The following is a 24,830-nucleotide window of genomic DNA, read 5'->3' on the forward strand; positions in this document are numbered from 1 at the left end:
CGCGGCGCTTATGCGCCCTCCGACGGGTGGATATGTCGAGCGAGGAACCTCGCTGCCCCCTCCCCGCATGAGCGGGCACTCCGGTGTGACCCCCGAGATTCGCCTCGAGCGTCTTCTCCGCCGATCCGAACGCGTCAAAGAGGTCCAGCGCCATCTGCCGATCGTTCCCCCGGTCGTCCCACTGCAGCAGCATGTGGACAGGCGCGGTGATGGTACGCGCCACCTGCATGGTCTCCTTCGGGATGTAGCTGCCCGCGAATATCACGGCCGCGGAGATCCGCGAGTCCGTAGCGAGGAGATGAACGGCGATAGCCGCGACGCCACCGGAGATCGCGACGGCTGGCGCAATGCCCCGAATCTGCTGCAGTTCGTCGATCAAGCGTTGCCACTCGGGTACGGCATGCTCGACCAGTGGCATGATCAATCGGTTCACGGTCTCAGGGGACACCGCCCTCCTCTCTCGGAGCGCGGCACGGAGCTCGGCTCGCGCGCGATCGACCTCCACGAGGCGATCACGGCTGCCCGCTCCCGGCAATTCGATCGTGGCGGAGGCGCATCCAAGGGCGGCTGCGGCCCGGGCGCGTGAACGGAGTCGAGGCAGCATACCGTCCACGTCTCCGGGGTGCCCCATGAGGATCAGAGGCGTCGGCGTGGCGGACGACGATGGTTGCCAGAGCACTCCGGGTACTCCGGGTACTCCGTCGAGTGTGAACCTCTGTTCCGACGTGGCCGGCTGACCGGCACCGTCGGACAGGGGCAAGGCTGAATGAGTGAAGTTCATGGTCATGGTGCGTCCCTCGGTAGGAGTTCTGTGCACCGCGCTCCGGTCAGCGAGTTGCATCCGCTCTGGTGATGCGCGCACACGGTCGTATTCATCGCAGGGCACCTCACCTTCAAGATCGGAGTCTCGGACGCATCGATCCTACGCCCGATGACTTCCTCGCCCCTATCGTGCGTTTCACGTGAAACATCGGAGTGCGCGAAACATGAGTTCCTTCGATTTGCGCCGCAGTCCACGCGTCGCGCTTCTCACCTGTTCGTCACCGCTGCTCGTTCTCCAAGCGAGTCGAGAAGAAGCCTCGCACGCGAGTACCGAGGTCAGATGTCCGAAGCTCACTCACTCGCCCACCCATCTCTGGTCCCACGGGAGCAGCTCCCCCGCCCTCTGAGTCACATCGCCACGACCCCTTGGGCCATAGGGACCTTCTCCCTCGCCCCCAACGCTTCGTGGCCAGCGGATGCGGCCGTAGTCCCCAACCGGATCTCAGACACTCGACACCGCGCACCCCGCACGCCGCAGCCCGGCTGACTCGCTGACTCGCTGACTCGGTGACTCGACACGTCACACACCGCGCGGCACACGGCACAAGGTCCACGACGTCTGACACACTCACCCGACACCCGGCAGTCACACTGGGCGCCAGACACCAGACACCAGGCAACAGGCAACAGGCAACAGGCACTGCACTCTGCACTCTGCACTCTGCACTCTGCACTCTGCACTCTGCACTCTGCACTCTGCACTCTGCACTCTGCACCAGGCACTCGACACCCAGCCACACACGCCGCATTCGGTGTCCAACACGCGGCACGCAGCACTGATCGATACTGCGTCGGGCTTGATCGGACGCCTGTCTGCCTGGGCCTTCTGCACGCCCAAGATGCACGGATCAGGTGGACCTCCCTCGATCCACATGGCGTCAACGATGGATGTTTCACGTGAAACATCACTTCGGTCCGGTGTACGGGTTGTCCTCCTGTCGTTAATCAACCTTCCGTTCACAGATACGTGTGACAAGAGTGTGAACTGGCCGGAGCAATACGAGAGCACAACACCATGACGACGGGCCCAGTCCATCGGTGTTCCTTGTGTTTCATAAGCGTCGAACGTGTTTCGTAAGCGTCGAACCGCCGAAGCAGGTGTCCATGATGGTGGGATCAGATACGCGGACGATAAGTCCGGTATTCACTCACGCCGGCTCACGCGCATCGGAAGGCGGCGTGCGAAGCACGAGCCCTGCGGGACCATGCCACATGTGCCGGGCTGGCATGTTTCACGTGAAACACCGCCGCTCTCGCGGCTCCGAGACGATGTCGAGAACGATTCGTCGATATCGAATCGCCTCTTGATCTGGGAAAAACAGCGCAAGGGATGCGATCAGGGCAAGGTGGCCCAACCACCCCTCAAAGGGCAAGGTACGAAGGGGCGCGGAACTGCGTGACGTCCAACCTCGATGCCGCACACGTTCCTCTGAGCGCAGAGGTACGGCGTCATCGCCTCGCTGCCCACTGCTCCATGTCCCGCTGCCACTGAAGCCGGCAGCGCTCTACCCGGCACAGTGTGGATCAGATGGAACTCGATCAACACACCCGCCCTGCGACTTGAGCCCACGGCCGTCTGCGCCAGTAGCGCGAGTCTGCCGGATCGTACTCTGGCCGACACGATGTGATCCAGCGCTCACGGCTTGTGCGGAAGCCCCGTATATCCATACTCGGGCCATGACCATCCCGCGTTCGCGATCGTGCACCCCCGGGTCCTTCTTGGATCGCACCGCCACACGCGGCACCGTCAACCAGTATCGGTGCGATGTTTCACGTGAAACGCCGCTCCCTGCTCACACGACGAGCGCTTGCGCCCAGGATCATCTGCCCTGACCCCGCCTTGATCGACACCTGGTCCCTTTGCATCTCCGCCCTGCCCGGGGCCACCCTCGTGCCGGCACGCTCACAGACTCGGCCACGCGCCGAGGCAATGGGCGCTCACCTAGGTTGCTGCCATAGGTCACGCGTCCAGCGCGGGGTTCGCGGATCCCGACTACCCCTCTTCTACTGGCTTGTCATATCGATGGTCATCCGCACTGGTACCGATCACGCGCAACGAGGTCGTCAGTACGTCGCCGACGACGCCCTCGAGCGGGGCAAAGCAGCAACCGCAGATGAAAGCACGGCTCCATCGAAGGTCCGCCGATGACGGGACAACCACCGCCGTTCAGATCTCAGCAATCGACAGTCTGGCCGATCATTCCAAGAACGAAGAGTACTGACCGACGGGCATCGCGACGTAAGCGTGCCGTTGACAGAGAGAACCTCCAGGCACGCGACCGCAGAGTGGCTTTGCACGCGAGAAGCCGTGGCGCCACTTCCGACGCACGGGGTGACCAAGAATCGAAGTGGAGGGAAGCACCCAAACGAGCAAATATCGCGCGTACGATGTTTCACGTGAAACATCGTACGTACACGGAGACGTCCACGTGGACGTGCTCACCGCGTCTCAGACGCATCCGGGCAACAGGATGTCTTCACAGCTCCCACATACACGACCAAAACTGAGCAAGGCAGCAGCAGGCGCCCTGATGAGAGCTGTGCAGAGGATGTTTCACGTGGAACATCCCCTCGATGGCACCCTTCGCGGCATGCCACCTCGCTACGCGCGGGCGTGTACTGCATCAATGCCCCCAACCGGGCTGAGGGGCGAGTGGACCCCACATTGACCCTCACTACCATTGGTGTCGCGTGGATGTTTCACGTGAAACATCCACGCGAGGTCTGATCGTGCGCGACCAAGCGAGCGCCAGCGAAGGTGGGACCTACGTCAATGCGCCTCGGTCCGGCCGAGGAACCACATGAACCAGCTAATCCCCCACTTGCCGATGATGTACTTCAACAGCGTGGCTCCATGAGGAGACCGCTGCCCGCCAGCTCGAGCGCGAAGGCCCCAAGCTGCCATAGACGTGGGCGAGACCTGCAGACGGAAGACCCACCGCTCTGGGAGATGCACATCGCCCGGTGCTCAGGGGCACTCCACAGACGTCCGCCGTTGCCTCATCGGCAAGAACATCGGCCACGCCGGATGCCCTCCGGCGAGAGCATCCGGCTCACGCCTCAACCTCGAACCCCAGCATTGCCTCCTCGAGCTCCGCAGAAGATGCCTGTCCCTCATCGGTGGCTCCCTTACTCGCAGGTGACAACGATGACGGTGCCCAACGACCAGACTCGGTACGCGCGCACGATGAACGCGGTGCGGAGAGCCCTGACACCCCGCAATCGAACGGGGTACGTCCGGGTCGCGAGAACTCCCGAGTGCGACCGATGTCTCAGGAGGGGGCACTCTACCCCCGAACGTCCTCCCACAGACCCGCACCCGAGTGTCCGGCTACCCGCAGAGCCAACGGACAAGCCCGTCTCGAACCCACCCAAGGCGGGCGCCCCGCGTTCGGGACCCTTCAGCCACACACGAGCGATCCATGTTTCACGTGAAACATCACACCGAAGGTCGACGACGAGTCGATGAGGATCAGACCTCGGACGCCCGGCATCCGACGATCAGACGAAGGACAGTAAAAGCGAAGAAAATACCAGATCAGAATCTAAATCACCGAACACGAGCCTGGATCACTCTTGTGATCTCCGACAGCACGCCCTCGCCGAGCACCTCGACCCGCACGTCACTCAGCTTGTGCTTCTTGATCTGCTTCTGCGCCGCGTCGATCTCGTTCGCCGCATTCACGCCCTTGAGCAGTGCGAGCTCTCCCCCGTCCCGCACCAGCGGTACGGTCAGCGGGATGAGCGTGCGCAACGCGCTCACCGCACGAGCTGTGACGATGTCGAACCGCTCGGTAGCCGGCACCTCCTCGGCGCGGGCACGCAGAACCGTGACATTCGACAGTCCGAGCGCGGCGACCTGCTCATTCAGCCAGGTGACCCGTCGCTCCATCGGCTCGATGAGTGTCCACTGCACCTCGGGCCGCGCGATCGCCAGCACCAGCCCCGGCAGCCCCGCGCCCGATCCGATGTCCGCCACGGATCCGTGGAACAGCGGAGCAGCGATCGCGCTGTTGAGGATGTGTCGCGTCCACAGCCGGGGCAGCTCCAGCGGACCGATGAGTCCGCGCTCCTCCCCTTCGCGGGCCAGCGCCTCTGTGAACGCACGCGCCACGGGCAGTCGATCGCCGAAGAGCTCGGCCGCAACTGCCGGCTCGACCTCGAGATCACTCACGGCGTCGGATCAGTGCCGGCGAAGCACGGTGTGGCGGTCCGCGCCCTCACCGTACGACTCCGAGACGAGGCCGTGCTCGGCGGCGATGTCGTGCACGAGCTTGCGCTCGTAGCTCGACATCGATGGCAGCGACGCCTGGGACGCACCGCCCTCGAGCTTCTCGGCCGCGGCCTTCACCAGCGTCTCGAGTTGACGACGCCGGGCGTCCCGCGATCCCCCGATGTCGAGGATCAGACGCGAGAAGCCGCCGGTCTTGCTCTGCACGGCCAGCCGCGTGAGCTCCTGCAGCGCTTGCACGGTGTCGGGAGCCGAAAGCAGCGACAGTGCGCCACCTTCCGCCTCGACCGACACGTACGCCCGACCCTGACGGACGTCGAGGTTCAGATCGCCATCGATGTCCGCGATGTCCAGGAGCTCCTCGAGGTAGTCCGCGGCGATGTCGCCCTCGGCTTCGAGCTGAGCCACCGTGGGCTCGACGGTCTCGGTCAGGTTGTCGGTCATGAGCCGGACCCCTTCTTCTTCGCACGCTTCTTGCCCACGGGCTGCTGACGCTTGGGCGCCTCGGCCTTCGCACGCTCGACCTCGTCGACGAGGCGCTGCTGCTCGGCCTCGTACACAGCCATCGGGACGACCTTGCCAGAGGAGTCGATGGCCTTGCCCTTACGGGCCAGGCGCTCCTCGCGGGCCTTGGCGGCCTCGGAACCCGGGGTGGGCATCTCGCGGATGACGAGGAACTGCTGCCCCATGGTCCAGATGTTCGAGATGAACCAGTAGACGACGACGCCGAGCGGGAAGAACACACCCGAGAAGATGAAGCCCAGCGGCAGCACGTAGAGCATGATCTTCTGCATCTGGTACGCCTGGCCGGTCTTGGCCTCGGGCGACAGGTTCTTCGAGATGATCTGCAGCTGGGTGAAGAACTGCGACGCGATCATGAGCACGACGAGCGTGACGAGGATGATGATCGCCGTAGTGTTCTGAGCATCCACCGCGTTGCCCAGCGTCTCGTGCAGCGAGGCGACGCCGAAGAGCTTCGCGTTGTAGAACTCCTGGGTCAGTTCGGCGTCCAGAAGACCTACTCCACCGATCTGGTCCTTGGCGTGCTTGCTCACATCGCTGAGCACGCTGTACAGCGAGAAGAATACCGGCATCTGAACGAGCAGAGGCAGACAGCTCGACATCGGCGTCGTGCCATGCTTCTTGTACAGCGCCATCGTCTCGCGGCTCATCGCCTCGCGGGACAGCTGGTCCTTCTTACCGCGGTACTTCTCCTGCACCTTGCGCAGTTCAGGGGCGATCTCCATCATCTTGCGCTGGCTCTTGATCTGCCTGACGAACAGCGGGATGAGAGCCGCACGCACGACGATCACGAGACCGACGATCGAGAGAACCCAGGTCAGACCGGAATCCGCCGCCAGTCCGACGGCCGTCAGCAGCCAGTGCCACGCGACGAGGACGAGCTCGACGAGCCACTTCAGCGGCCAGAGGATCGTTCCGATCAGGTCGAATCCGCCTGAAGACGGGGCAGATGACGGCGAAGCCGCCGCGAGCAGAAGGTCAAGACCCACTGTTCAGTCCTTTCGGGCAGGAACGACGAAACCCCGAGCGGTCAGGTCGTAGCGGAAGTGGTGGTGCGGACGGACGTCGTCGACGCCTCCGCGAGTCCATGGATTGCAGCGGAGGATGCGCCACGTCGAGAGGAGGGTGCCCCTCACGGCGCCGTGCTGCTGCACCGCACCTACAGCGTAAGCCGAACACGATGGGTAATAGGCGCATACATCCCCGTAGAGGGGAGAGATCACCTTGCGGTAGCCGGCGAGAAAGCCCAGCACCAGATTCCGGGGGATCAATGGGATGCTGCGCACCAGGCCGTCCGCGTGCAGGTGGCCCGTCCCGATCGACGACGCCGGGAGTGCGCTCATGCCGACACCCGGCTCAACCGTCCGAGACACCGGCGCACATCAGCACTCAGCTCGGAGTAGGAGGCGGTGGCGGATGCAGGAAGGGCACGGATGACGACATCCGTGCCCTCGGGGACACCGGCCAACGCTTCCGCACACACGGCCTTGAGCCGTCGACGAACGGAGTTGCGGACCACAGCGGTGCCCACCTGCTTGCTGATGATGAAGCCGAATCTCGCGGCTCTGCTCTCGCCCGTCGACAGCATCGACGTCACGACGCGTGCCCCGCCACAACGGGACCCCCGTCGAACGACCAGTCGATAGTCGCTCCCGCGGGTCAAGCGATACGGGCGGGCGAGCACAGCGGCTTAAGCGGAGAGCTCGACGCGGCCCTTCGCGCGGCGGGCCGACAGGATCGCGCGGCCGGCGCGGGTACGCATGCGGGCGCGGAAGCCGTGCTTCTTGGCGCGACGACGGTTGTTGGGCTGGAAGGTGCGCTTGCTCATGGAATCACTCCGGAAAATGCTGCCACCGGAACCATTTCGACCGGAGACATAGGGAACTGCCGTTCAGGCATAAGTCAACCGATTAAGGGTACGTCCTGGCGGCGCGCAGAGCAAATCTGCGCGCTCATCAGGTGGTCAACCGGGCGCCCGCCATCCATCGGCGGCGGAGAACCCACACCCATTATCCACAACTGTGCACAACTCTGCAGACGCAACACGCCCGCGTATTTTCAAGGGCAGGTTGCCGTTCAGAGCGGGGGTGACTACCGTGGCAACCGAAGTTATCCACAGGGGATCGCGACCCACAGCATCCCTGACCTATCCCCGTCCGGAGCGTCATGTCCTCACCTGCCCAGCCCGACGTTCCGATCTGGACCACGGTGCAGGATCTTCTGGAGGCCGACGATCGGGTGACCCCGCAGCTCCAGGGCTTCCTGAGCCTGGCCGTGCCGGCCGGAGTCATGGCCGCGACCCTCTACCTCGAGGTCCCGAACGACCTCACCGCCGCGCAGATCAACAAGCGGCTGCGGCTGCCCATCATGGAGGCGCTCGCCCACATCGGCGACGAGGTCACCTCATACCGGGTGGTGGTGAACCACGAACTCGCCGAACAGCCGACCGCGCCGATCGCGGTGGCCGATTACGGACGCCAGGAGTCGCCGCGTCCCGAGTCGCCGATGGAGCAGCAGCCGACTCCGATCCGCCACGAATCGCGGCTGAACCCGAAGTACACGTTCGACAACTTCGTCATCGGACAGTCCAATCGCTTCTCGCACGCCGCGGCGGTCGCTGTCGCCGAGGCTCCCGCCAAGGCGTACAACCCGCTGTTCATCTACGGCGATTCCGGACTCGGCAAGACACACCTCCTGCACGCGATCGGCGACTACGCGCAGTCGCTCTACACCGGAGTCAAGGTGAGGTACGTCTCCAGCGAGGAGTTCACCAACGATTTCATCAACTCGATCGCGAACAACCGTGGCGCCGCATTCCAGGCCCGCTACCGCGAGGTCGACATCCTCCTCATCGACGACATCCAGTTCCTGCAGGGTCGCGCCGAGACCCAGGAGGCCTTCTTCCACACCTTCAACACCCTTCACGACCACAACAAGCAGGTCGTGATCACCAGTGATGTCGCCCCGAAGCTCCTCACCGGATTCGAGGACCGGATGCGCAGCCGCTTCGAGTGGGGCCTCATCACCGATGTGCAGGCCCCCGACCTCGAAACGCGCATCGCCATCCTGCGCAAGAAGGCGCAGAGCGAATCCCTGCACATCCCCGACGACGTGCTCGAGTACATCGCGACGGTCGTGTCCTCCAACATCCGCGAACTCGAAGGCGCACTCATCCGCGTCTCCGCGTTCGCGAGCCTGAACCGCTCAGCGCTCGACATCTCCCTCGCGCAGACCGTGCTGCGCGACATCGTCGACACCGCCGAGGACAACATCATCTCGCCGACCGACATCATCACGGCCACGGCGCAGTACTTCAAGCTCACGGTCGACGACCTCTACGGGTCGAGCCGCTCGCAGCAGATCGCCACCGCTCGACAGATCGCCATGTATCTGTGCCGGGAGCGCACGAACCTCTCGCTGCCCAAGATCGGACAGCTCTTCGGCAACCGCGACCACACGACGGTGATGTACGCGTACAAGAAGATCAGCGAGCTGATGAAGGAGCGCCGGTCGATCTACAACCAGGTCACCGAGATCACCACGCAGCTCGGTCGACGCTGACGCGCGATCTCGTTCCACACCTCAAAAAGGGGCATGCGGCGTCCGTTCGGACGCTGTGTGCCCCTTTCCCGTCCTCGCAGCAGGAGATTTTCGGACGGATTCCGACGATTTCCCACATGTGGATAACTTGTGGATGAATCTCTCGAACATCGGGACGACTGTGGGGTTAACCGGCCGAGTTGTGGATAACTCCGAGGGGACGGGACGACGAGCGGATGCCGTCAAACCGCGGATTCCTCAGGGATTCCACAAGTGACAAGGATGTAGTTCCCTACTCGCGACTGCTTTCCACCGACTTATCCACAGTTTCCACAGCTGTTAACACCGTTAAGAAGTTAATCCGATTCAGGCGCGATCCGATCACCAGACGGTGTGAAAACCCGACGCGGGGTCCGCGACCCCGATGCGAATGACAAGTCGTAGGGAAGAGCCGGACTCTCCGGCTAGCATGGGAAGCCCTGCACAGGCAGAGGCGTTCATTCGTGTCATTCGACGGTCTGGACTTTCACAAACGACGAGGGAGAACCCGTGAGGTTTCAGGTCAACCGCGATGTCTTCAGCGAAGCGGTCTCCTTCGTGGTCAAGCTGCTGCCACAACGCAACCCTCAGCCGATCCTCGCCGGAGTGCTGATCGAAGCGGACGGATCGGGTCTGACGCTCTCGGCGTTCGACTACGAAGCATCGGCTCGGACGACGATCGAGGCCACTGTCGACACTCCTGGCACGATCCTCGTCCACGGACGACTGCTGTCCGACATCGCAAGCCGACTTCCGAACGCACCGATCGAGATCGCCGTTGAAGACGACGGAGGCATCGCCGTCACGTGTGGTTCGGCGCGATTCACCCTTGCGGCCATGCCGGTCGAGGAGTACCCGTCGATTCCCGAGGTCTCGGGCACCTCCGGCGTCGTACCCGCCGACGATTTCGGCACGGCGATCTCCCAGGTCGGTTTCGCGGCCTCTCGTGATGACGTGACCCCGGTGCTCACCGGCGTGCAGCTCGAAGTGTCCGGACAGAACCTCAGCCTCGTCGCGACCGACCGCTATCGGGTCTCGCTGCGCGACGTGCCGTGGGACGGCGAAGCCGTGGAGAACACGGCACTCGTGCCGGCGCGCACTCTGGTCGAGGTCGGGAAGACCTTCGGTCACGCTGGAACCATCCAGGTCGCGTTCTCCGGGGCTGGTGACCGAGAGATCATCGCGTTCACCGCGGGCAACAAGACCGTGACCTCGCTCCTGATCAAGGGCAACTTCCCGCCCGTGCGTCGGCTCTTCCCCGAGCAGACCGACCATTACGCGGTCGTGAACACCGCAGATCTCGTCGAAGCCGTGCGTCGCGTCGCGCTCGTTCTCGACCGTGCCGCTCCCCTGCGCTTCACCTTCACCAGCGACAGCGTGACGATGGATGCCTCCGGCAGCGAGCACGCGCGAGCATCCGAGTCCGTCGACGCGATTCTGCACGGTGGCGACGACGTGACCCTCGGTCTCAACCCGCAGTACCTGACCGAGGCCCTCGGCGCCGTGAAGAGCGAATTCGTGCGGATCACGTTCACCTCCAGCGACAACGCGAACAAGCTCAGCCCGGTGCTGATCACGAGCCAGACCTCCGTGGAGCAGGCCGGGCTCGACTCGTTCAAGTATCTGCTGCAGCCGAACCTGCTGCTGCGCTGAGTCGGGCGGCGCGATCTGCGCCGATCTCCCCGTCCGGAGCCTCGTCCCGCGCGTCTCTCGATGCGTCCTGACGTCTGTTTCTCGCCTCTGCGACGGGAAGCCCAGCGGAAAAGCTCGGAAATAGACCCAGAAAACGGTTTCTCCCGAGCGATCTCCGAGGTGCTCCACGCCCGCTGCCAGCCGGAATCCGGCGACGGCGATGATTCGGTGAGTTCCGCGATGTCCGCGAACCGGCGTTACCTGCCCGAAATCCGTGTGCCGACAGCGCGAAACATGGCCCTGCGAGAGTCAGCCGTACCCGAAGAGCACGGCTGCTCCGCATAGCCGTGCGGCCGAGCTCGTCTTCCCCCAGACGAAAGAGGCCTTCGCATGCCCGAAACGCCCCCTCCCCGGAGATCCCGCATCGTCCCGCTGAGCGCGACGCTCGCAGCGTCCGGACTTCTGATCCTCGGTACCGCCGGCCCCGCGGCGGCCGTGGTCGTCGAACCCGCGTACGGGACCCTGGTGCTCGCCGCCCAGCCCGAGGCCGTGTCGGTCGGCGACACCGTGACGGTCACGGCATCCGCTTCCGCCCTCGCCGACGCCTATGCCTACGATCTCGACATCGCCTACGACCCCGCCCTGCTGAGCTTCGTCGCCGACAGCGAGGTCGTTCCGGAAGGAGGCTTCGGTACGTCGACAGACGACGGCGACTCCGTCTCGGCCGTCGCGACCCGCCTCGGAACGTCGCCGGGCCTCACCGGCGATCATGATCTCGTGACCCTGACGTTCACTGCGATCGCGGCAGGAGACGCGACCTTCACCCTCACCGCGGGCGAGATTGTCGACTCCGAAGGATCCACGACCGCGGTCGACACCGAATCCGACACTCTCTCGGCTTCGATCACGATCGCGGCTCGTGAGGACGAAGGCGCTGCAGGAGCATCCGGACCCGGAGAGGGCACCGGTGCAGACGGATCCACCCCCACTCCTGTCGCCGAGCAGACGCCATCGGCCGGTGACGGTTCGCTCGCGTCCACCGGTACCGACTCCACGGTCTGGATGCTGGTCGGCGCCGCAGCCCTTGTCGCCGTCGCTGCCGGATCGGTCGTCGTCGTGCGGAGGAAGACCCGATGAGAAACATATTCCGCACTGAGAATACGACTCGAGACGTGGGAGACGAGAACGTGAAGACCACCATCCTCCGCATCGGTTCCGCGGCCACCGTCATCACCGGCGTCGTCGCGTTGACCGGATCCATCGGCAGCGCCGCGACGGCCGCGACCGTCGAGGCTCCGATCCTGGCGCCCTACTACACGCAGCTCGATGTGACCGGCGACGACCAGGTGACGGTCGACGACCTCGCGGTCGCTGCCGGAGCCCTCGGTCTGACCGAGGCCTCGCCCGAGTGGGAGGAATTCGCGCTGCTCGACACCGACGGCGACGGCACGCTGACCGTGACCGATCTGAGCGACCTCTCGCACCGCATCATCTACGACGACGGACCCTTCGAACTCGTCGAGGCGAGCGTCATCGACATGCAGGCCGCGATGAACGCCGGAGTGGCCACATCGGTGAGCATCACACAGGAATACATCGACCGGATCGCCGCGTATGACCGCACCACGGTCGCCGGGGGCAGTCGTCCGCTGAACTCGGTCATCACGGTGAACGATGCGGCGCTGAGCGCAGCGGCCGAGGCCGACGGCATCCGTGCCTCCGAGGGCATGACGAGCATGCTCCTCGGTGTGCCGATCGCGCTGAAGGACAACTACGACACCGACGACATGGTCACCACCGGCGGCTGCGGCTGCTGGAACGAGAACCAGACCGCGACGGATGCCGCGATGGTCGAGGGTCTGCGGGCCGACGGCGCCGTGATCCTCGCGAAGACCAGCCTCGACGAGTTCGCCTACGGCTTCGTCTCGGAGTTCTCGTCGTTCCAGGCACCCGGATCGACGCTCCTCGTCGCCAGCCCCTACGACACGACCCGCACCGCGGGCGGTTCGAGCGGAGGAACCGGAGCAGCTATCGCCGCGAACCTCGCAGGCATCGGCTTCGGCACCGACACCGGTGGCTCGATCCGCGTCCCCTCGTCGTACAACCAGTTGGTCGGCATCCGTCCGACCGTCGGTCTCGCCAGCCGCGACGGGATCATCCCGCTCGCGCTGTCGCAGGACACGGGCGGCCCCATGGCACGGTCCGTGCTCGACGCCGCGGTGGCGCTCGACGCCGTCGTGGGTGTCGACGAGGCGGACCCGGTGACCTCCCGCCAGGAGGGGCTCGTGCCCGAGTCGTACACGTCGTACCTCGACTCCGGTGCACTCGACGGCGCGCGGATCGGCTACATCTCGTCGATGGTCGGCTCCAACGCCGGCACCGTCCGGCTCTTCACCGAGGCGACCGCCGATCTGACGGCGCAGGGCGCGACCGTGGTCCAGGTCACTCCCCCGGCGGCCTTCTCGGCCGTGCTCAACGAGGGATCGGGATCGACGAACGAGTTCCTGCACGACCTGAACGAGTACATCGCCACGCACCTCGGACCGGACGTCGAGGCGCGGACGCTGCCCGACATCCTCGCGACCGGCAACTTCGTCACCTCGCGCAGGTCCATCTACGAGTCCCGCAACGCGGTGACGGACGCGACGTACGAGGCATGGGCCGGCGAGAACGGCAGCCACACCCTGCAGCTCGCTGCCGGAAAGGACCTGGTCACCCAGATGATGGACGACCTCGACCTCGACGCGATCGTCTACCCGAGCACCAACGCCTACGGCACCCAGGGCACGAACATGCGGCTGAGCCCGAACACGGGGATGCCGTCGGTCACCGTGCCGATGGGGCAGACGATCGAGGGCGAGACCCTTCCGGGGAGCGGCGTGAACCTCGAGTTCCTCGGCCGCGACTTCGGCGAGGGACCACTGCTCGGTCTGGCGTATGCGTTCGAGCAGGCGACCGAGGCCCGCACTTCACCGTCGCTGTACGGGCCGTTGCCCTGATCGCTCGCTGACCCGAAAACGGTCAGCCGCGGCCCGGTCGCCGTGCGAGCACTCCTCGCCGGCGGCCGGCCCGCGCGCACAACACCTCACAACTTCGCATTCCAGATCCGGAATGCAGGCGGACAGGCAGGAACCGGATCGAGAGTGAGGAGTTGAGCGCACCGCGGGGCCTCTGTCAGAGGCCCCGGATAAGCTGGCTCCCGTGATTGTGGAGCACCTGAGTCTGGTCGATTTCCGCAATTACGCGACCGCGGAACTCGCCCTGCACCGGGGGCCCAATGTGCTCGTCGGCCGCAACGGCCAGGGTAAGACGAACCTCGCCGAGGCCGTGGTCTTCCTCGCGACGCTCGGGTCGCACCGCGTGTCGTCCGACGCCCCCATGGTGCGCGACGGCCAGGAGTTCGCCGTGATCCGCGCGCGGCTGTCGCACGGGGAGCGCAAGGTCCTTCTCGAGGTGCAGCTGAACCGCCAGGGCTCCAACAAGGCGCGGATCAACGGCTCCCCGGCCAAGACAGGCGAACTCCCCCGCTACGCGCATGTCGTGCTCTTCGCTCCGGAGGATCTGCAGATCGTGCGCGGCGACCCTTCGTCGCGTCGACGCTTCGCCGATCAGCTGCTGATCCAGCGGACGCCCCGCATGTCCGCCGTGCTCGGCGATTACGACCGCGTGCTCAAGCAGCGCACCGCCCTACTGAAGTCGGCCAGGGCCCGCGGCATCCGCGGCGAGGGCCTCGCGACCCTCGACGTGTGGGACGACAAGCTCGTGGCGCTGGGTTCCGAGATCATCGCGGCTCGACAGCGGCTCGCCGCCGACCTCCAGCAGCCGGTGGCCGATGCCTACGCGGCGATAGCCGGCGCCGATCATCGACCCCGCCTCGAATGGGCGCTGTCGGTGCGGGGCGCCGATCCCGAGGACGGCGACGACGACGCGGCCCCCGACACCAGCGGTGACGTATCCGAGATGTTCCGGGCCGCGCTCGCGGCGAAGCGTGCCCAGGAGCTCGAGCGTGGGCTCACCTTGACCGGACCGCACCGCGACGACCTCGTGCTCCGGGTGCGCGACCTGCCGGTAAAGGGCTACGCCTCGCATGGCGAGTCCTGGTCGATCGCTCTCGCGCTGCGGCTCGCTTCTGCCGAACTGCTGCGCAACGAGTCGCCGGCCGGAGATCCGGTCCTCATCCTCGACGACGTGTTCGCCGAACTCGACGGCGATCGACGCCGGCGTCTGGCCTCGCTGACGGCGGGTTACGAGCAGGTGGTGGTGACCGCGGCGGTGGAGGAGGATATCCCCGAGATCCTGCACCGTCACGTGGTGCGCATCAGCAACGGCACGATCAGCGACGAGCGGGCCACCGGCAGCGACGAAGGGCTGGCGGGCGACGACCGACGGACCGCAGAGGAGGACGCGCATGACTGACATCTCCGCCAACCTCGCGGCCGCGGCATCCGACACTCCAGAGACCGTCGCGACCTATCTGCGCCTGCGCGGGTTGCAGCCCAGTTCGAAGAACTGGAAGCGCAAGCGCCGCACTGTCGTCGACGACGACAATGCACCGTTCTCGAAAGGTCGCGATCCCGGCACTCTGGGCGATATTCTCGACAAGCTCACCCGGGATTCCGGATGGCAGGCGACGCTGGCCCGCGAGGATCTCGTGCTGCAGTGGGCGGAACTCGCCGGCGCAGACACCGCGAAGCACTCCGAGCCCGTCTCGATGGAACGCGGCGTACTCACCGTGAAGTGCGACTCCACGGCGTGGGCGAAGAACCTGCAGTACATGCGGGGCACGATCCTCACCGAGATCGGACGCCGGTATCCGGATGCCGGTGTCGAGAACCTCCGCTTCATCGGTCCGGACGTGCCGTCGTGGAAGTGGGGTCCGCGCGTAGTCCCTGGACGGGGTCCGCGAGACACCTACGGGTAGGGGCACTGGGGAGGGGTCCGAACCGCTCAGACGGCCTCACACGGCGTCTCAGGCCACATCAAGACGCGAAACCCCGCTAGAATGGAGTTTCGTTACACCGATGTGGAAGGCCCAGGATGACGCCGGAATCCCCAGCTGACGAGACGGAATCGACCAACGGGGACACCCCCGACCCGCAGACCGCTTCGTCGGAGGCGTTCTCCGCGCCGGAGCAGGCCGAGTACGGGGCCGACTCGATCCAGATCCTCGAGGGTCTCGAAGCCGTCCGCAAGCGGCCCGGCATGTACATCGGCTCCACGGGGCCGCGTGGTCTGCACCACCTCGTCTACGAGATCGTCGACAACTCGGTCGATGAGGCGCTGGCGGGGTACGCCGACACGATCCTCGTCACCCTCCGCGCCGACGGCGGCGTCGAGGTCATCGACAACGGCCGCGGCATCCCGGTCGATCCGCACTCCTCCGACCCGAACAAGTCGACGGTCGAGGTCGTGCTGACGATCTTGCACGCCGGTGGCAAGTTCGGCGGCGGGGCGTATGCCGTCTCCGGTGGTCTGCACGGTGTCGGCTCGTCGGTCGTCAACGCTCTCTCCACCCGCTTCGAGGTCGAGGTCAAGCAGAAGGGCTTCGTCTGGCGGCACAGCTTCGCCGACGGCGGCATCCCGCAGCAGCAGCTCGAGAAGGGCGAGGAGACCTCGGCGACCGGAACGACGATCCGCTTCTGGCCGGATGCTGAGATCTTCAAGGAGAGCGTCGAATTCGAGTACGACACGCTCCGCACGCGCTTCCAGCAGATGGCATTCCTGAACAAGGGTCTGCGTATCGAGCTCGTCGACGAGCGTCCGCAGTCGGCGTACGAGACCGAGGAGAACGGCGAGGCGATCACGGCTCAGCCTCGCGACGTCTTCCTCTACGAGCGCGGTCTCGTCGACTACGTCGAGTACCTCAACAAGGTGCGTCACGCCGAGGTCGTGAACGAGGAGATCATCTCGTTCGAGTCGGAGGACACCGAGCGCAAGATCTCGCTCGAGATGGCGATGCAGTGGACCACCTCGTACACCGAGAACGTATTCACCTATGCGAACACGATCAACACGCATGAGGGCGGCACGCACGAGGAGGGCTTCCGTGCGGCGCTGACGACCCTGGTGAACCGCTACGCCCGCGCCAACAACCTGCTCAAGGAGAAGGACGACAACCTCTCGGGTGACGATGTCCGCGAGGGCCTGACGGCCGTGATCTCCATCAAGCTCGGCGAGCCGCAGTTCGAGGGCCAGACGAAGACCAAGCTCGGCAACTCCGAGGCGAAGCCCTTCGTGCAGAAGATCGTGAACGACCAGCTCGGCGACTGGTTCGAGCGCAACCCCGTGCAGGCGAAGAACGTGATCCGCAAGGCGATCGACGCCGCGACCGCCCGCCTCGCAGCCCGCAAGGCGAGGGAGACCGCCCGCCGCAAGAGCGTCTTCGAGTCGGCGGCGATGCCGGACAAGCTCAAGGACTGCACGAGCAAGGATCCCTCGATCAGCGAGATCTTCCTCGTCGAGGGTGACTCGGCAGGCGGCTCGGCCGTGCAGGGTCGCGACCCGCACACGCAGGCGATCCTCGCGCTCCGGGGCAAGATCCTCAACGTCGAGCGCGCCCGCCTCGACAAGGCGCTGGGCAACAAAGAGGTCCAGGCGATGATCCAGGCCTTCGGCACGGGCATCGGCGAGGACTTCGACATCGAGAAGGCGCGGTATCACAAGATCGTGCTGATGGCGGATGCCGATGTCGACGGCCAGCACATCACGACGCTGCTGCTCACGATGCTGTTCCGCTACATGCGCGGGCTCATCGAGGCCGGCTTCGTCTATCTCGCGATGCCGCCGCTGTACCGCCTGAAGTGGACCAACCAGCCGCACGAGTACGTCTTCAGCGATGCCGAGCGCGACGCCTTGCTCAAGCACGGTCTCGAGAACGGCAAGCGCATCCCGAAGGAAGCCGGCATCCAGCGCTACAAGGGCCTCGGCGAGATGAACCCGAAGGAGCTGTGGGAGACGACGATGGACCACACCACGCGTACGCTCCGCCAGATCACGATCGAGGATGCCGCGGCTGCGGACGAGATCTTCAGCGTGCTGATGGGCGAGGACGTCGAGTCGCGTCGCGGGTTCATCCAACGCAACGCCAAGGACGTCCGCTTCCTGGACATCTGAGATGCGTTTCGTCTCGCTTCGCTCGCTCAACGACCGGGTTCCTTTCCCGGTCGTTGAGCGAGGAGCGCAGCGACGAGACGAAACGCCTGACGACGACTCTTCCTCCTGAACGAGAGAACGACTATGACTGACGAAGAACGCCCCGAACTCGAGCACGAGCACGGCAAGATCGACCAGGTCGACCTGCAGTCGGAGATGCAGCGCAGCTATCTCGACTACGCCATGGCCGTCATCGTGGGCCGTGCCCTCCCCGACGTGCGCGACGGACTGAAGCCCGTGCACCGCCGCGTCATCTACGGCATGTACGACGGCGGGTTCCGGCCCGACAAGTCGTTCTCGAAGTGCGCCCGCGTGGTCGGCGAAGTCATGGGTCAGTACCACCCGCACGGCGACTCGGCGATCTACGACGCCCTCGTCCGCCTCGTGCAGCCGTGGTCGCTGCGCTACCCGCTGGCGCTGGGCCAGGGCAACTTCGGCTCGCCCGGCAACATGGGCGCCGCAGCCCCCCGGTACACCGAGACCAAGATGGCCCCTCTTGCGCTCGAGATGGTGCGCGACATCGAAGAGGATACGGTCGACTTCCAGGACAACTACGACGGTCAGACCCAGGAGCCGACCGTCCTTCCCGCGCGCTTCCCGAATCTGCTGGTCAACGGCTCCGTCGGCATCGCGGTCGGCATGGCGACGAACATCCCGCCGCACAACCTGCGCGAGGTCTCCGAGGCGGCGCTGTGGGCGCTCGACAACCCCGGGATCTCGCGCGAGGAGCTGCTCGATGGCCTCATCCAGCGCATCCCTGGCCCGGACTTCCCGACCGGCGCGCAGATCCTCGGCACGAAGGGCATCCACGAGGCGTACCGCACGGGGCGTGGCTCCATCACGATGCGAGCTGTGGTCAACGTCGAGGAGATCCAGGGCCGCACCTGCCTCGTCATCACCGAGCTGCCGTATCAGGTGAATCCCGACAACGTCGCGGTGAAGATCGGCGACCTGGCCCGCGACGGCAAGATCACCGGCATCGCCGACATCCGTGACGAGTCGTCCGACCGCACCGGTCAGCGCCTCGTCGTCGTCCTCAAGCGGGATGCCGTCGCCAAGGTCGTGCTGAACAACCTGTACAAGCACACGCAGCTGCAGGAGAACTTCGGCGCGAACATGCTCGCGATCGTCGACGGCGTGCCCCGCACGCTGGCGATCGACGGGTTCGTCACGAACTGGATCACCCACCAGCTCGAGGTCATCGTCCGCCGCACCCGTTTCCGCTTGGCCAAGGCCGAGGCGCGGATGCACATCCTGCGCGGATACCTCAAGGCGCTCGACGCCCTCGACGAGGTCATCGCCCTGATCCGCCGTTCGCCCACGGTGCAGGAGGCGAACGAGGGCCTGCAGCGACTGCTCGACATCGACGACATCCAGGCCCAGGCGATCCTCGACATGCAGCTGCGCCGCCTGGCCGCACTCGAGCGCCAGAAGATCATCGACGAGGCCAACGAGCTCGAGGCCATGATCGCCGAGTTCAAGGCGATCATCGCCGACGAAGGACTGCAGCGCGACATCATCCGCACCGAGCTGACCGGCATCGTCGACAAGTTCGGCGACGAGCGCCGCACGCACATCCTGCACGGGTTCGACGGCGACGTGTCGATGGAAGACCTCATCGCGGAAGAGGAGATGGTCGTCACCGTCACCCGCGAGGGCTACATCAAGCGCACCCGCAGCGACAACTACCGTTCACAGCACCGCGGCGGCAAGGGAATCAAGGGAGCGCAGCTGCGTGCCGACGACATCGTCGAGCACTTCTTCGTGACCACGACCCACCATTGGCTGCTGTTCTTCACCGACAAGGGTCGTGTCTACCGCTCGAAGACCTATGAGGTTCCCGAGTCCGGTCGCGACGCGAAGGGCACGCACGTCGCGAACCTGCTGGCCCTGCAGCCGGGAGAGAAGATCGCGCAGATCCTCGACATCCGCGACTACGAGGTCGCCGACTACCTGGTGCTCGCGACGCGCGACGGCCTCGTCAAGAAGACGGCGCTTTCGAGCTACGACACCAACCGTCAGGGCGGCGTCATCGCGATCCGTCTGAACGACGAGGACGAACTGGTGTCTGCGCTCATGGTGAACGCCGAGGACGACATCCTGCTCATCAGCCGCAAGGGCATGTCGGTGCGCTTCAGCGCGACCGACGAGGCCCTCCGCCCCATGGGACGGGCCACTGCCGGCGTGAAGGGCATGAAGTTCCGAGAGGGCGACAGCCTGCTCTCGGCATCCGTCGCCGCCGCTGATCAGTTCGTCTTCGTCGTCACCGACGGCGGCTACGCGAAGCGCACCGCGGTCGATGAGTACCGGGTGCAGGGACGCGGCGGATTCGGCATCAAGGTCGCCAAGCTCAACGATGATCGGGGCACTCTTGCGGGTGGTCTGATGGTCTCCGAGGACGACGAGGTCTTGGTGGTTCTGTCCAGCGGCAAGGTGGTACGCTCTGCCGTGGCCGAGGTACCCGCCAAGGGCCGCGACACCATGGGGGTGCTTTTCGCACGGACCACCGACGCGGATCGCATCCTGGCGATCGCCCGGAACGGCGAGCGAGGGCTCGCAGAAGACCAGGCGGATGCCGAGGCGGAGGTCGACCCCACGGCCCCTGAGACGACTGACACCCCTGAGGACAACGCATGAGCACAGTAGCCGACAAGCTGGCGAAGAAGTCGACGCGGAAGACCACCGGCAAGCAGGTCCGCCTGCGTCTGGTGTACGTCGACTTCTGGTCGGCGGTGAAGCTCTCGTTCCTGGGCGCCGTCGCCCTCGCCATCGTCACGATGGTGTCGTTCTTCCTGATCTACATGGTGCTGCAGGCGACGGGCCTGCTCGCCGGCGCCGATGAGTTCGTCGCGAGCTTCACCGACAACAGCATCCGGCTGACCGAGGTGGCGGGTCTTCCGCAGGTGATGGCGTTCGCCGCGGTGGTGTCGATCCTCAACCTGATCGTGTTCACGGTGCTGGGCGCGGTCGTCGCCGGCATCTACAACCTCGCGGTGAAGATCACCGGCGGCCTGCTCGTCGGCTTCATGTCGAACTGATCGTCTCGGGCTCTCGGGCCCTGCGGATGATGAAGAGCGGATGCTGCGGCATCCGCTCTTCATCGTTCAGCGGACGCTCTGACGTCGTTCAGGCGTCGCGAGGGTAGGGAAAACCCGAAACGGTATGTCCGGATTCCTCGGTGTCGACGGAGCAGGCTCGAGCCGTACCGTGGAAGCATGACCACACAGACCGCGACCACTGCGGCGCCGACGCTCACGAAGCCGCCGCTGCGCATAGTCCCGACCATCCTCCATCTGGCCGCACTCGGCGTGCTCGGCGGCGGCGTCATCGGCGTGCTGTCCAGCGTCTTCGGGGCAGGAGTCGGACTTCTCTTCGCCTTCGGTATCGGCGTCGTCCTGCTCGTCGGGCTTGTATATGCCCTTTACGGCATCGGATGGTTCGAGGTCGCACGAGTGTCGAACCTCTACGGCATCCCGCTATCGGACCTGCGGCTGCGCCGGAGCGACCGTCCGGGGTTCGGCGGATGGCTCCGCTCGATCGCCCGGCAGAGCATCGATGGGCGGATGTGGCGTGCACTGGCGAACTTCGCGATCGCGTGCGTGCTCGGTGCGATCACGCTGCGTCTGTTCTGGGGCGTCGGCTGGTGGACGACGTCAGCCTTCACCCCGCTGTTCTCGGGCGAGGACGGCGGCGTCTTCGGGCTCGACGTCGCGGCGGAGTGGATGCCGATCGTCGGCCTCCTGGGCGCGCTGCTGTGCCTCGCCGGTATCGTCGGCCTCGCTCTGCTGCACCGCATCATCGCCCTCGGGATCGTCGCGCAGAGCAGGCAGGCCGAGCTCACCGAGCGCGTGCGCACCACGACGGCTCAGCGCGAGGGCGCTGTGCGTGCCGCCGATCTCGAGCGCACCCGCATCGAACGCGACCTTCACGACGGCGTCCAGCCGCGGCTGGTGTCTGTCGGCATGACGCTCGGGCTGGCGCACCAGAAGATCGATGACGACCCGGCGGCAGCCAAGGAGCTCATCGCCGAAGCGCACACCTCGACGAAGTCGGCCATCACCGAGCTGCGCCAGCTGGCTCGGGGCATTCACGCCTCGGTTCTCGACGACAGGGGACTCGACGCCGCTCTGTCGGCGCTCGCATCGCGGTCGCACATCCCGGTGACGCTCGACGTGCGCATGGACGGGCCGGCCGGCGGCCGCACGCCGTCGCGGGATGCCGAGGCCGCCGTGTACTTCTCGATCGCGGAGTCGCTGACCAACGCGGCGAAGCACTCCAGGGCGAGCGAAGCCCGGGTCGTGGTCCGCGTCCGCGACGGCGGCACGCTGTGGGCGCGCGTCGAGGACAACGGCGTGGGCGGTGCGCAGGTGCAGCCCGGTGGCGGCCTCGACGGTATCGCCAACCGCATCCTCGCGGCCGGCGGCACCTTCCGTCTCGACAGCCCGGCGGGCGGTCCGACCAGCCTGGAGGTGGACGTGCCATGCGCGCTCTGACCTCGGTACATTCCCGATTTGGAATACGAAGGAGCCAGACGTGCGCATTCTGATCTGCGAAGACTCCGTCCTCCTCCGCGAGGGGCTCATCAGACTGCTCGAGGACTCCGGTCACGAGGTCGTCGCCGCACTGGCCGACACCTCCGGTCTCGCCGAAGCCGTCGTGGAGACTCGTCCCGAGCTCTGCATCCTCGACGTGCGGCTTCCCCCGACGTTCACGGACGAGGGAATCCGCGCCGCTCTGGCGATCCGAGCGCAGGATCCGGCGCTTCCGCTGCTCGTGCTCTCGCAGTACGTGGAAGAGCGCTACGCCTCGGATCTGATCTCCGCGCAGGGGGGACCGCTGGGCTACCTGCTCAAGGACAGGGTGGCCGATGTCGCCGAGTTCCTCGAATCGGTGGCGCGCATCGCTGAGGGGGCTACGGTGCTCGATCCCGAGGTGGTGGCGCAACTGCTCACGCGGCGCAATCGTGACGATCGGATGCTGCGTCTCACGGAGCGCGAGCGCACGGTGCTCGCACTCATCGCCGAGGGCAAGTCGAATCAGGCCATCGCAGGGCTGCTGTTCCTCTCAGAGGCCAGCGTCGAGAAGCACATCACCTCCATCTTCCAGAAGCTGGGCTTCGAGCAGGACGAGTCGGGCAACCGACGCGTGCTCGCCGCCCTCGCCCACATCGAGAACACCGGCGGGGCCACTCCGTCGAACGGTCAGTCAGGAGCAGGACGATGAGCACAGAGCAGAACGACTTCACTCCCCCACCGGCATCCGTTCCAGCGGGGACCGTTCCCGCGGCATCCGGGCTGGCGCCGTCGGGAGGCGCGCAGACCGGCACGCGGACATGGATCACGGTGGTCCTCTCGGTCATCGGCGGCCTGGCGATCGTCGGCACCGGGGCGACGGCCGCCGTGGCGGCATCGTCGAGCCTGTCGAGGGGAGACTCCGTGCAGAGGCTCGATGTGACGGGAGTCACCTCGCTCGATCTCGACGTGTCTGCGAGCACGGTGCGCGTGCTGTTCGCGGACGTCGACGAGGCGGAGCTCGCGGTCACCGCCGGAGGCGACTGGGAGTTCTTCCGCGACGGGGATGAGCTGCAGGTGCACAGCCCGGACTGGTGGTTCGACTGGTCGTTCGGCACCTGGTTCGGCGACGAGCAGAACGTCGTCCTGACCCTTCCGTCCTCGCTGCAGGGCATCGACGGTTCGTTCTCGCTCGGCGCGGGCGACCTCGAGATCAGTGGTGAGTTCGGTGACCTCGGCGTCGATGTCAGTGCTGGTGATCTCACGGTCGCCGGAGCGGCGACGTCATTGGACGCGCAGCTCGGCGCGGGCAGCGCGGACATCACTCTCGACGATGTCGACGAGGCGGATCTCTCGGTCGCGGCTGGTGAACTGACCGTGACGCTGACCGGGCGGGCTCCCCAACGGATCACCGTCGACACGAGCGCGGGCACGACCGATCTCACGGTTCCGGACGCGGGCTACCGGGTCGTCGAGGATCGGAGCGCGGGCACCATCGACAACCGGCTGAATGCCGCACCGGACTCGCGGAACACGATCGACGTGTCGGTGTCCGCGGGCACCGTGACGCTGCGTCCGGGCAGTTGATCGGTGGGGTGGATGCCGGGCGACACACCCGGCATCCACCCGTCGCTCGCCTCGATTCGGAATTCGTGAGATCTTCCGGTAAAGTCTTCAAGGTTGACGGGGCTATAGCTCAGGCGGTTAGAGCGCTTCACTGATAATGAAGAGGTCCCAGGTTCAAGTCCTGGTAGCCCCACTCTGAAACTCAAAACCCTTCTCGGGGCCTTAGCTCAGTTGGTAGAGCGCCTGCTTTGCAAGCAGGATGTCAGGAGTTCGAATCTCCTAGGCTCCACACTGTGTTGAGACAGTTCAAGAAAGCCCCGCCTCGTGTGGGGCTTTCTCGTTTCCGCTCCGATGTCTGTCAGCCGCTGCGTCCGAGATCCTCGATTCGCCTGACGAGCCGGCCGATCATGCGTCGTCTTCTCTGTCGCTCTCTCGTTGCCCATGGCGCGCGGTCTACGACTCACGACCCTTCCCAAGACCGCTAAGAAAGTTCTCCCGCCAAACTGGCCATCTTCAAGAAAAGCCCCGGCAAGTGATCACGCGATATTTCATAAAGACCTCTTTTAGGGGTCAATGAACCGAAGGATCGGACGCAAAGGTTCCCAAAACCTGGTGCACTCCCCGTCTGTTCGTTACCGTCATCCTCGACTCTGCCCCCAAGCGTCGTCCTCTGAGGCGAACCTCGAGCCTAGGGCGTGTCTCCTAAATGGTGGGCGTGGTCTGAGAGTGTTGTCGGGTGAGTCGTTTCGTGTTGTTGTCGGATGCCCAGTGGGCGTCGATCTCCGATCTCATGCCCGGCCCCACGGGGCGTAAGG

The 24,830-nt window shown here is 65.5% G+C and carries 19 protein-coding genes and 2 tRNA genes; 15 read left to right on the forward strand and 6 right to left on the reverse strand.

Annotated features, from left to right (window positions below; all coding sequences use genetic code 11):
• Positions 1-67 precede the first annotated feature (67 nt).
• Positions 68-586, forward strand: a complete 519-nt coding sequence (locus tag ACI3KS_RS08620; protein ID WP_404917237.1) for a hypothetical protein — start codon at positions 68-70, stop codon at positions 584-586.
• 3,786 nt (positions 587-4,372) lie between these two features.
• Here ACI3KS_RS08620 and rsmG read toward each other — a convergent pair.
• Genes rsmG through rpmH form a run of 6 tightly spaced genes read right to left on the reverse strand, consistent with a single transcriptional unit; the run spans position 4,373 to position 7,403 of the window.
• On the reverse strand, positions 4,373-4,996 hold the full coding sequence (rsmG, locus tag ACI3KS_RS08625; RefSeq protein WP_404917239.1) for a 16S rRNA (guanine(527)-N(7))-methyltransferase RsmG: 624 nt from the start codon (positions 4,994-4,996) through the stop codon (positions 4,373-4,375).
• Between the two features lie 9 nt (positions 4,997-5,005).
• Positions 5,006-5,497, reverse strand: coding sequence for a protein jag (locus ACI3KS_RS08630; protein WP_404917241.1), 492 nt, complete (start codon positions 5,495-5,497; stop codon positions 5,006-5,008).
• Positions 5,494-6,564, reverse strand: a complete 1,071-nt coding sequence (yidC, locus tag ACI3KS_RS08635) for a membrane protein insertase YidC (protein WP_404917243.1) — start codon at positions 6,562-6,564, stop codon at positions 5,494-5,496. Before yidC ends, ACI3KS_RS08630 begins: the two co-directional genes overlap by 4 nt.
• A gap of 3 nt (positions 6,565-6,567) precedes the next feature.
• Entirely contained in the window at positions 6,568-6,918 is a 351-nt protein-coding gene (gene yidD / locus ACI3KS_RS08640; RefSeq protein ID WP_404917245.1) for a membrane protein insertion efficiency factor YidD, read from the reverse strand.
• Positions 6,915-7,259 carry a ribonuclease P protein component gene (gene rnpA / locus ACI3KS_RS08645; RefSeq protein ID WP_404917247.1) on the reverse strand — a complete coding sequence of 115 codons (345 nt, stop codon included), beginning with the start codon at positions 7,257-7,259 and terminating at the stop codon, positions 6,915-6,917. Before rnpA ends, yidD begins: the two co-directional genes overlap by 4 nt.
• A gap of 6 nt (positions 7,260-7,265) precedes the next feature.
• On the reverse strand, positions 7,266-7,403 hold the full coding sequence (rpmH, locus tag ACI3KS_RS08650) for a 50S ribosomal protein L34 (protein WP_067196091.1): 138 nt from the start codon (positions 7,401-7,403) through the stop codon (positions 7,266-7,268).
• 461 nt (positions 7,404-7,864) lie between these two features.
• On the opposite strand from rpmH, the gene dnaA reads away from it, so the two are divergent.
• The 14 genes from dnaA to ACI3KS_RS08720 all read left to right on the forward strand — a co-directional run bounded on the left by dnaA (position 7,865) and on the right by ACI3KS_RS08720 (position 24,304).
• Positions 7,865-9,136 (forward strand): chromosomal replication initiator protein DnaA, encoded by a 1,272-nt coding sequence (dnaA, locus tag ACI3KS_RS08655; protein ID WP_404917275.1) that lies wholly within the window; start codon positions 7,865-7,867, stop codon positions 9,134-9,136.
• 528 nt (positions 9,137-9,664) lie between these two features.
• Positions 9,665-10,807 carry a DNA polymerase III subunit beta gene (gene dnaN, locus ACI3KS_RS08660; protein ID WP_404917250.1) on the forward strand — a complete coding sequence of 381 codons (1,143 nt, stop codon included), beginning with the start codon at positions 9,665-9,667 and terminating at the stop codon, positions 10,805-10,807.
• Between the two features lie 369 nt (positions 10,808-11,176).
• On the forward strand, positions 11,177-11,923 hold the full coding sequence (locus ACI3KS_RS08665) for a cohesin domain-containing protein (RefSeq protein ID WP_404917252.1): 747 nt from the start codon (positions 11,177-11,179) through the stop codon (positions 11,921-11,923).
• A gap of 50 nt (positions 11,924-11,973) precedes the next feature.
• A complete protein-coding gene (locus tag ACI3KS_RS08670; protein ID WP_404917254.1) occupies positions 11,974-13,785 on the forward strand; it encodes an amidase family protein in 1,812 nt (603 codons plus the stop codon).
• 202 nt (positions 13,786-13,987) lie between these two features.
• Positions 13,988-15,202 (forward strand): DNA replication/repair protein RecF, encoded by a 1,215-nt coding sequence (recF, locus tag ACI3KS_RS08675; protein WP_404917256.1) that lies wholly within the window; start codon positions 13,988-13,990, stop codon positions 15,200-15,202.
• Positions 15,195-15,707, forward strand: a complete 513-nt coding sequence (locus ACI3KS_RS08680; protein ID WP_404917258.1) for a DUF721 domain-containing protein — start codon at positions 15,195-15,197, stop codon at positions 15,705-15,707. Before recF ends, ACI3KS_RS08680 begins: the two co-directional genes overlap by 8 nt.
• Positions 15,708-15,823: 116 nt before the next feature.
• Positions 15,824-17,899, forward strand: a complete 2,076-nt coding sequence (gene gyrB, locus ACI3KS_RS08685) for a DNA topoisomerase (ATP-hydrolyzing) subunit B (RefSeq protein WP_404917260.1) — start codon at positions 15,824-15,826, stop codon at positions 17,897-17,899.
• Positions 17,900-18,022: 123 nt separating this feature from the next.
• Positions 18,023-20,575, forward strand: coding sequence for a DNA gyrase subunit A (gyrA, locus tag ACI3KS_RS08690; RefSeq protein WP_404917262.1), 2,553 nt, complete (start codon positions 18,023-18,025; stop codon positions 20,573-20,575).
• Positions 20,572-20,976, forward strand: coding sequence for a DUF3566 domain-containing protein (locus tag ACI3KS_RS08695; protein WP_404917264.1), 405 nt, complete (start codon positions 20,572-20,574; stop codon positions 20,974-20,976). Before gyrA ends, ACI3KS_RS08695 begins: the two co-directional genes overlap by 4 nt.
• Before the next feature lie 177 nt (positions 20,977-21,153).
• Positions 21,154-22,431: a sensor histidine kinase gene (locus ACI3KS_RS08700; protein WP_404917266.1), complete on the forward strand. Its 1,278-nt coding sequence runs from the start codon at positions 21,154-21,156 to the stop codon at positions 22,429-22,431.
• 40 nt (positions 22,432-22,471) lie between these two features.
• The gene (locus ACI3KS_RS08705) at positions 22,472-23,161 is read left to right on the forward strand and encodes a LuxR C-terminal-related transcriptional regulator (RefSeq protein ID WP_404917267.1); all 690 of its coding nucleotides are present in this window, start codon (positions 22,472-22,474) and stop codon (positions 23,159-23,161) included.
• A complete protein-coding gene (locus tag ACI3KS_RS08710; protein ID WP_404917269.1) occupies positions 23,158-24,036 on the forward strand; it encodes a DUF4097 family beta strand repeat-containing protein in 879 nt (292 codons plus the stop codon). Before ACI3KS_RS08705 ends, ACI3KS_RS08710 begins: the two co-directional genes overlap by 4 nt.
• A 98-nt stretch (positions 24,037-24,134) precedes the next feature.
• Positions 24,135-24,208: transfer RNA gene (locus ACI3KS_RS08715), tRNA-Ile, on the forward strand.
• 23 nt (positions 24,209-24,231) lie between these two features.
• A tRNA-Ala gene (locus ACI3KS_RS08720) sits at positions 24,232-24,304 on the forward strand.
• The last annotated feature ends 526 nt before the right edge of the window (positions 24,305-24,830 follow it).

Source organism: Microbacterium sp. ZW T5_45, assembly GCF_044987415.1.
Classification (GTDB): Bacteria; Actinomycetota; Actinomycetes; order Actinomycetales; family Microbacteriaceae; genus Microbacterium.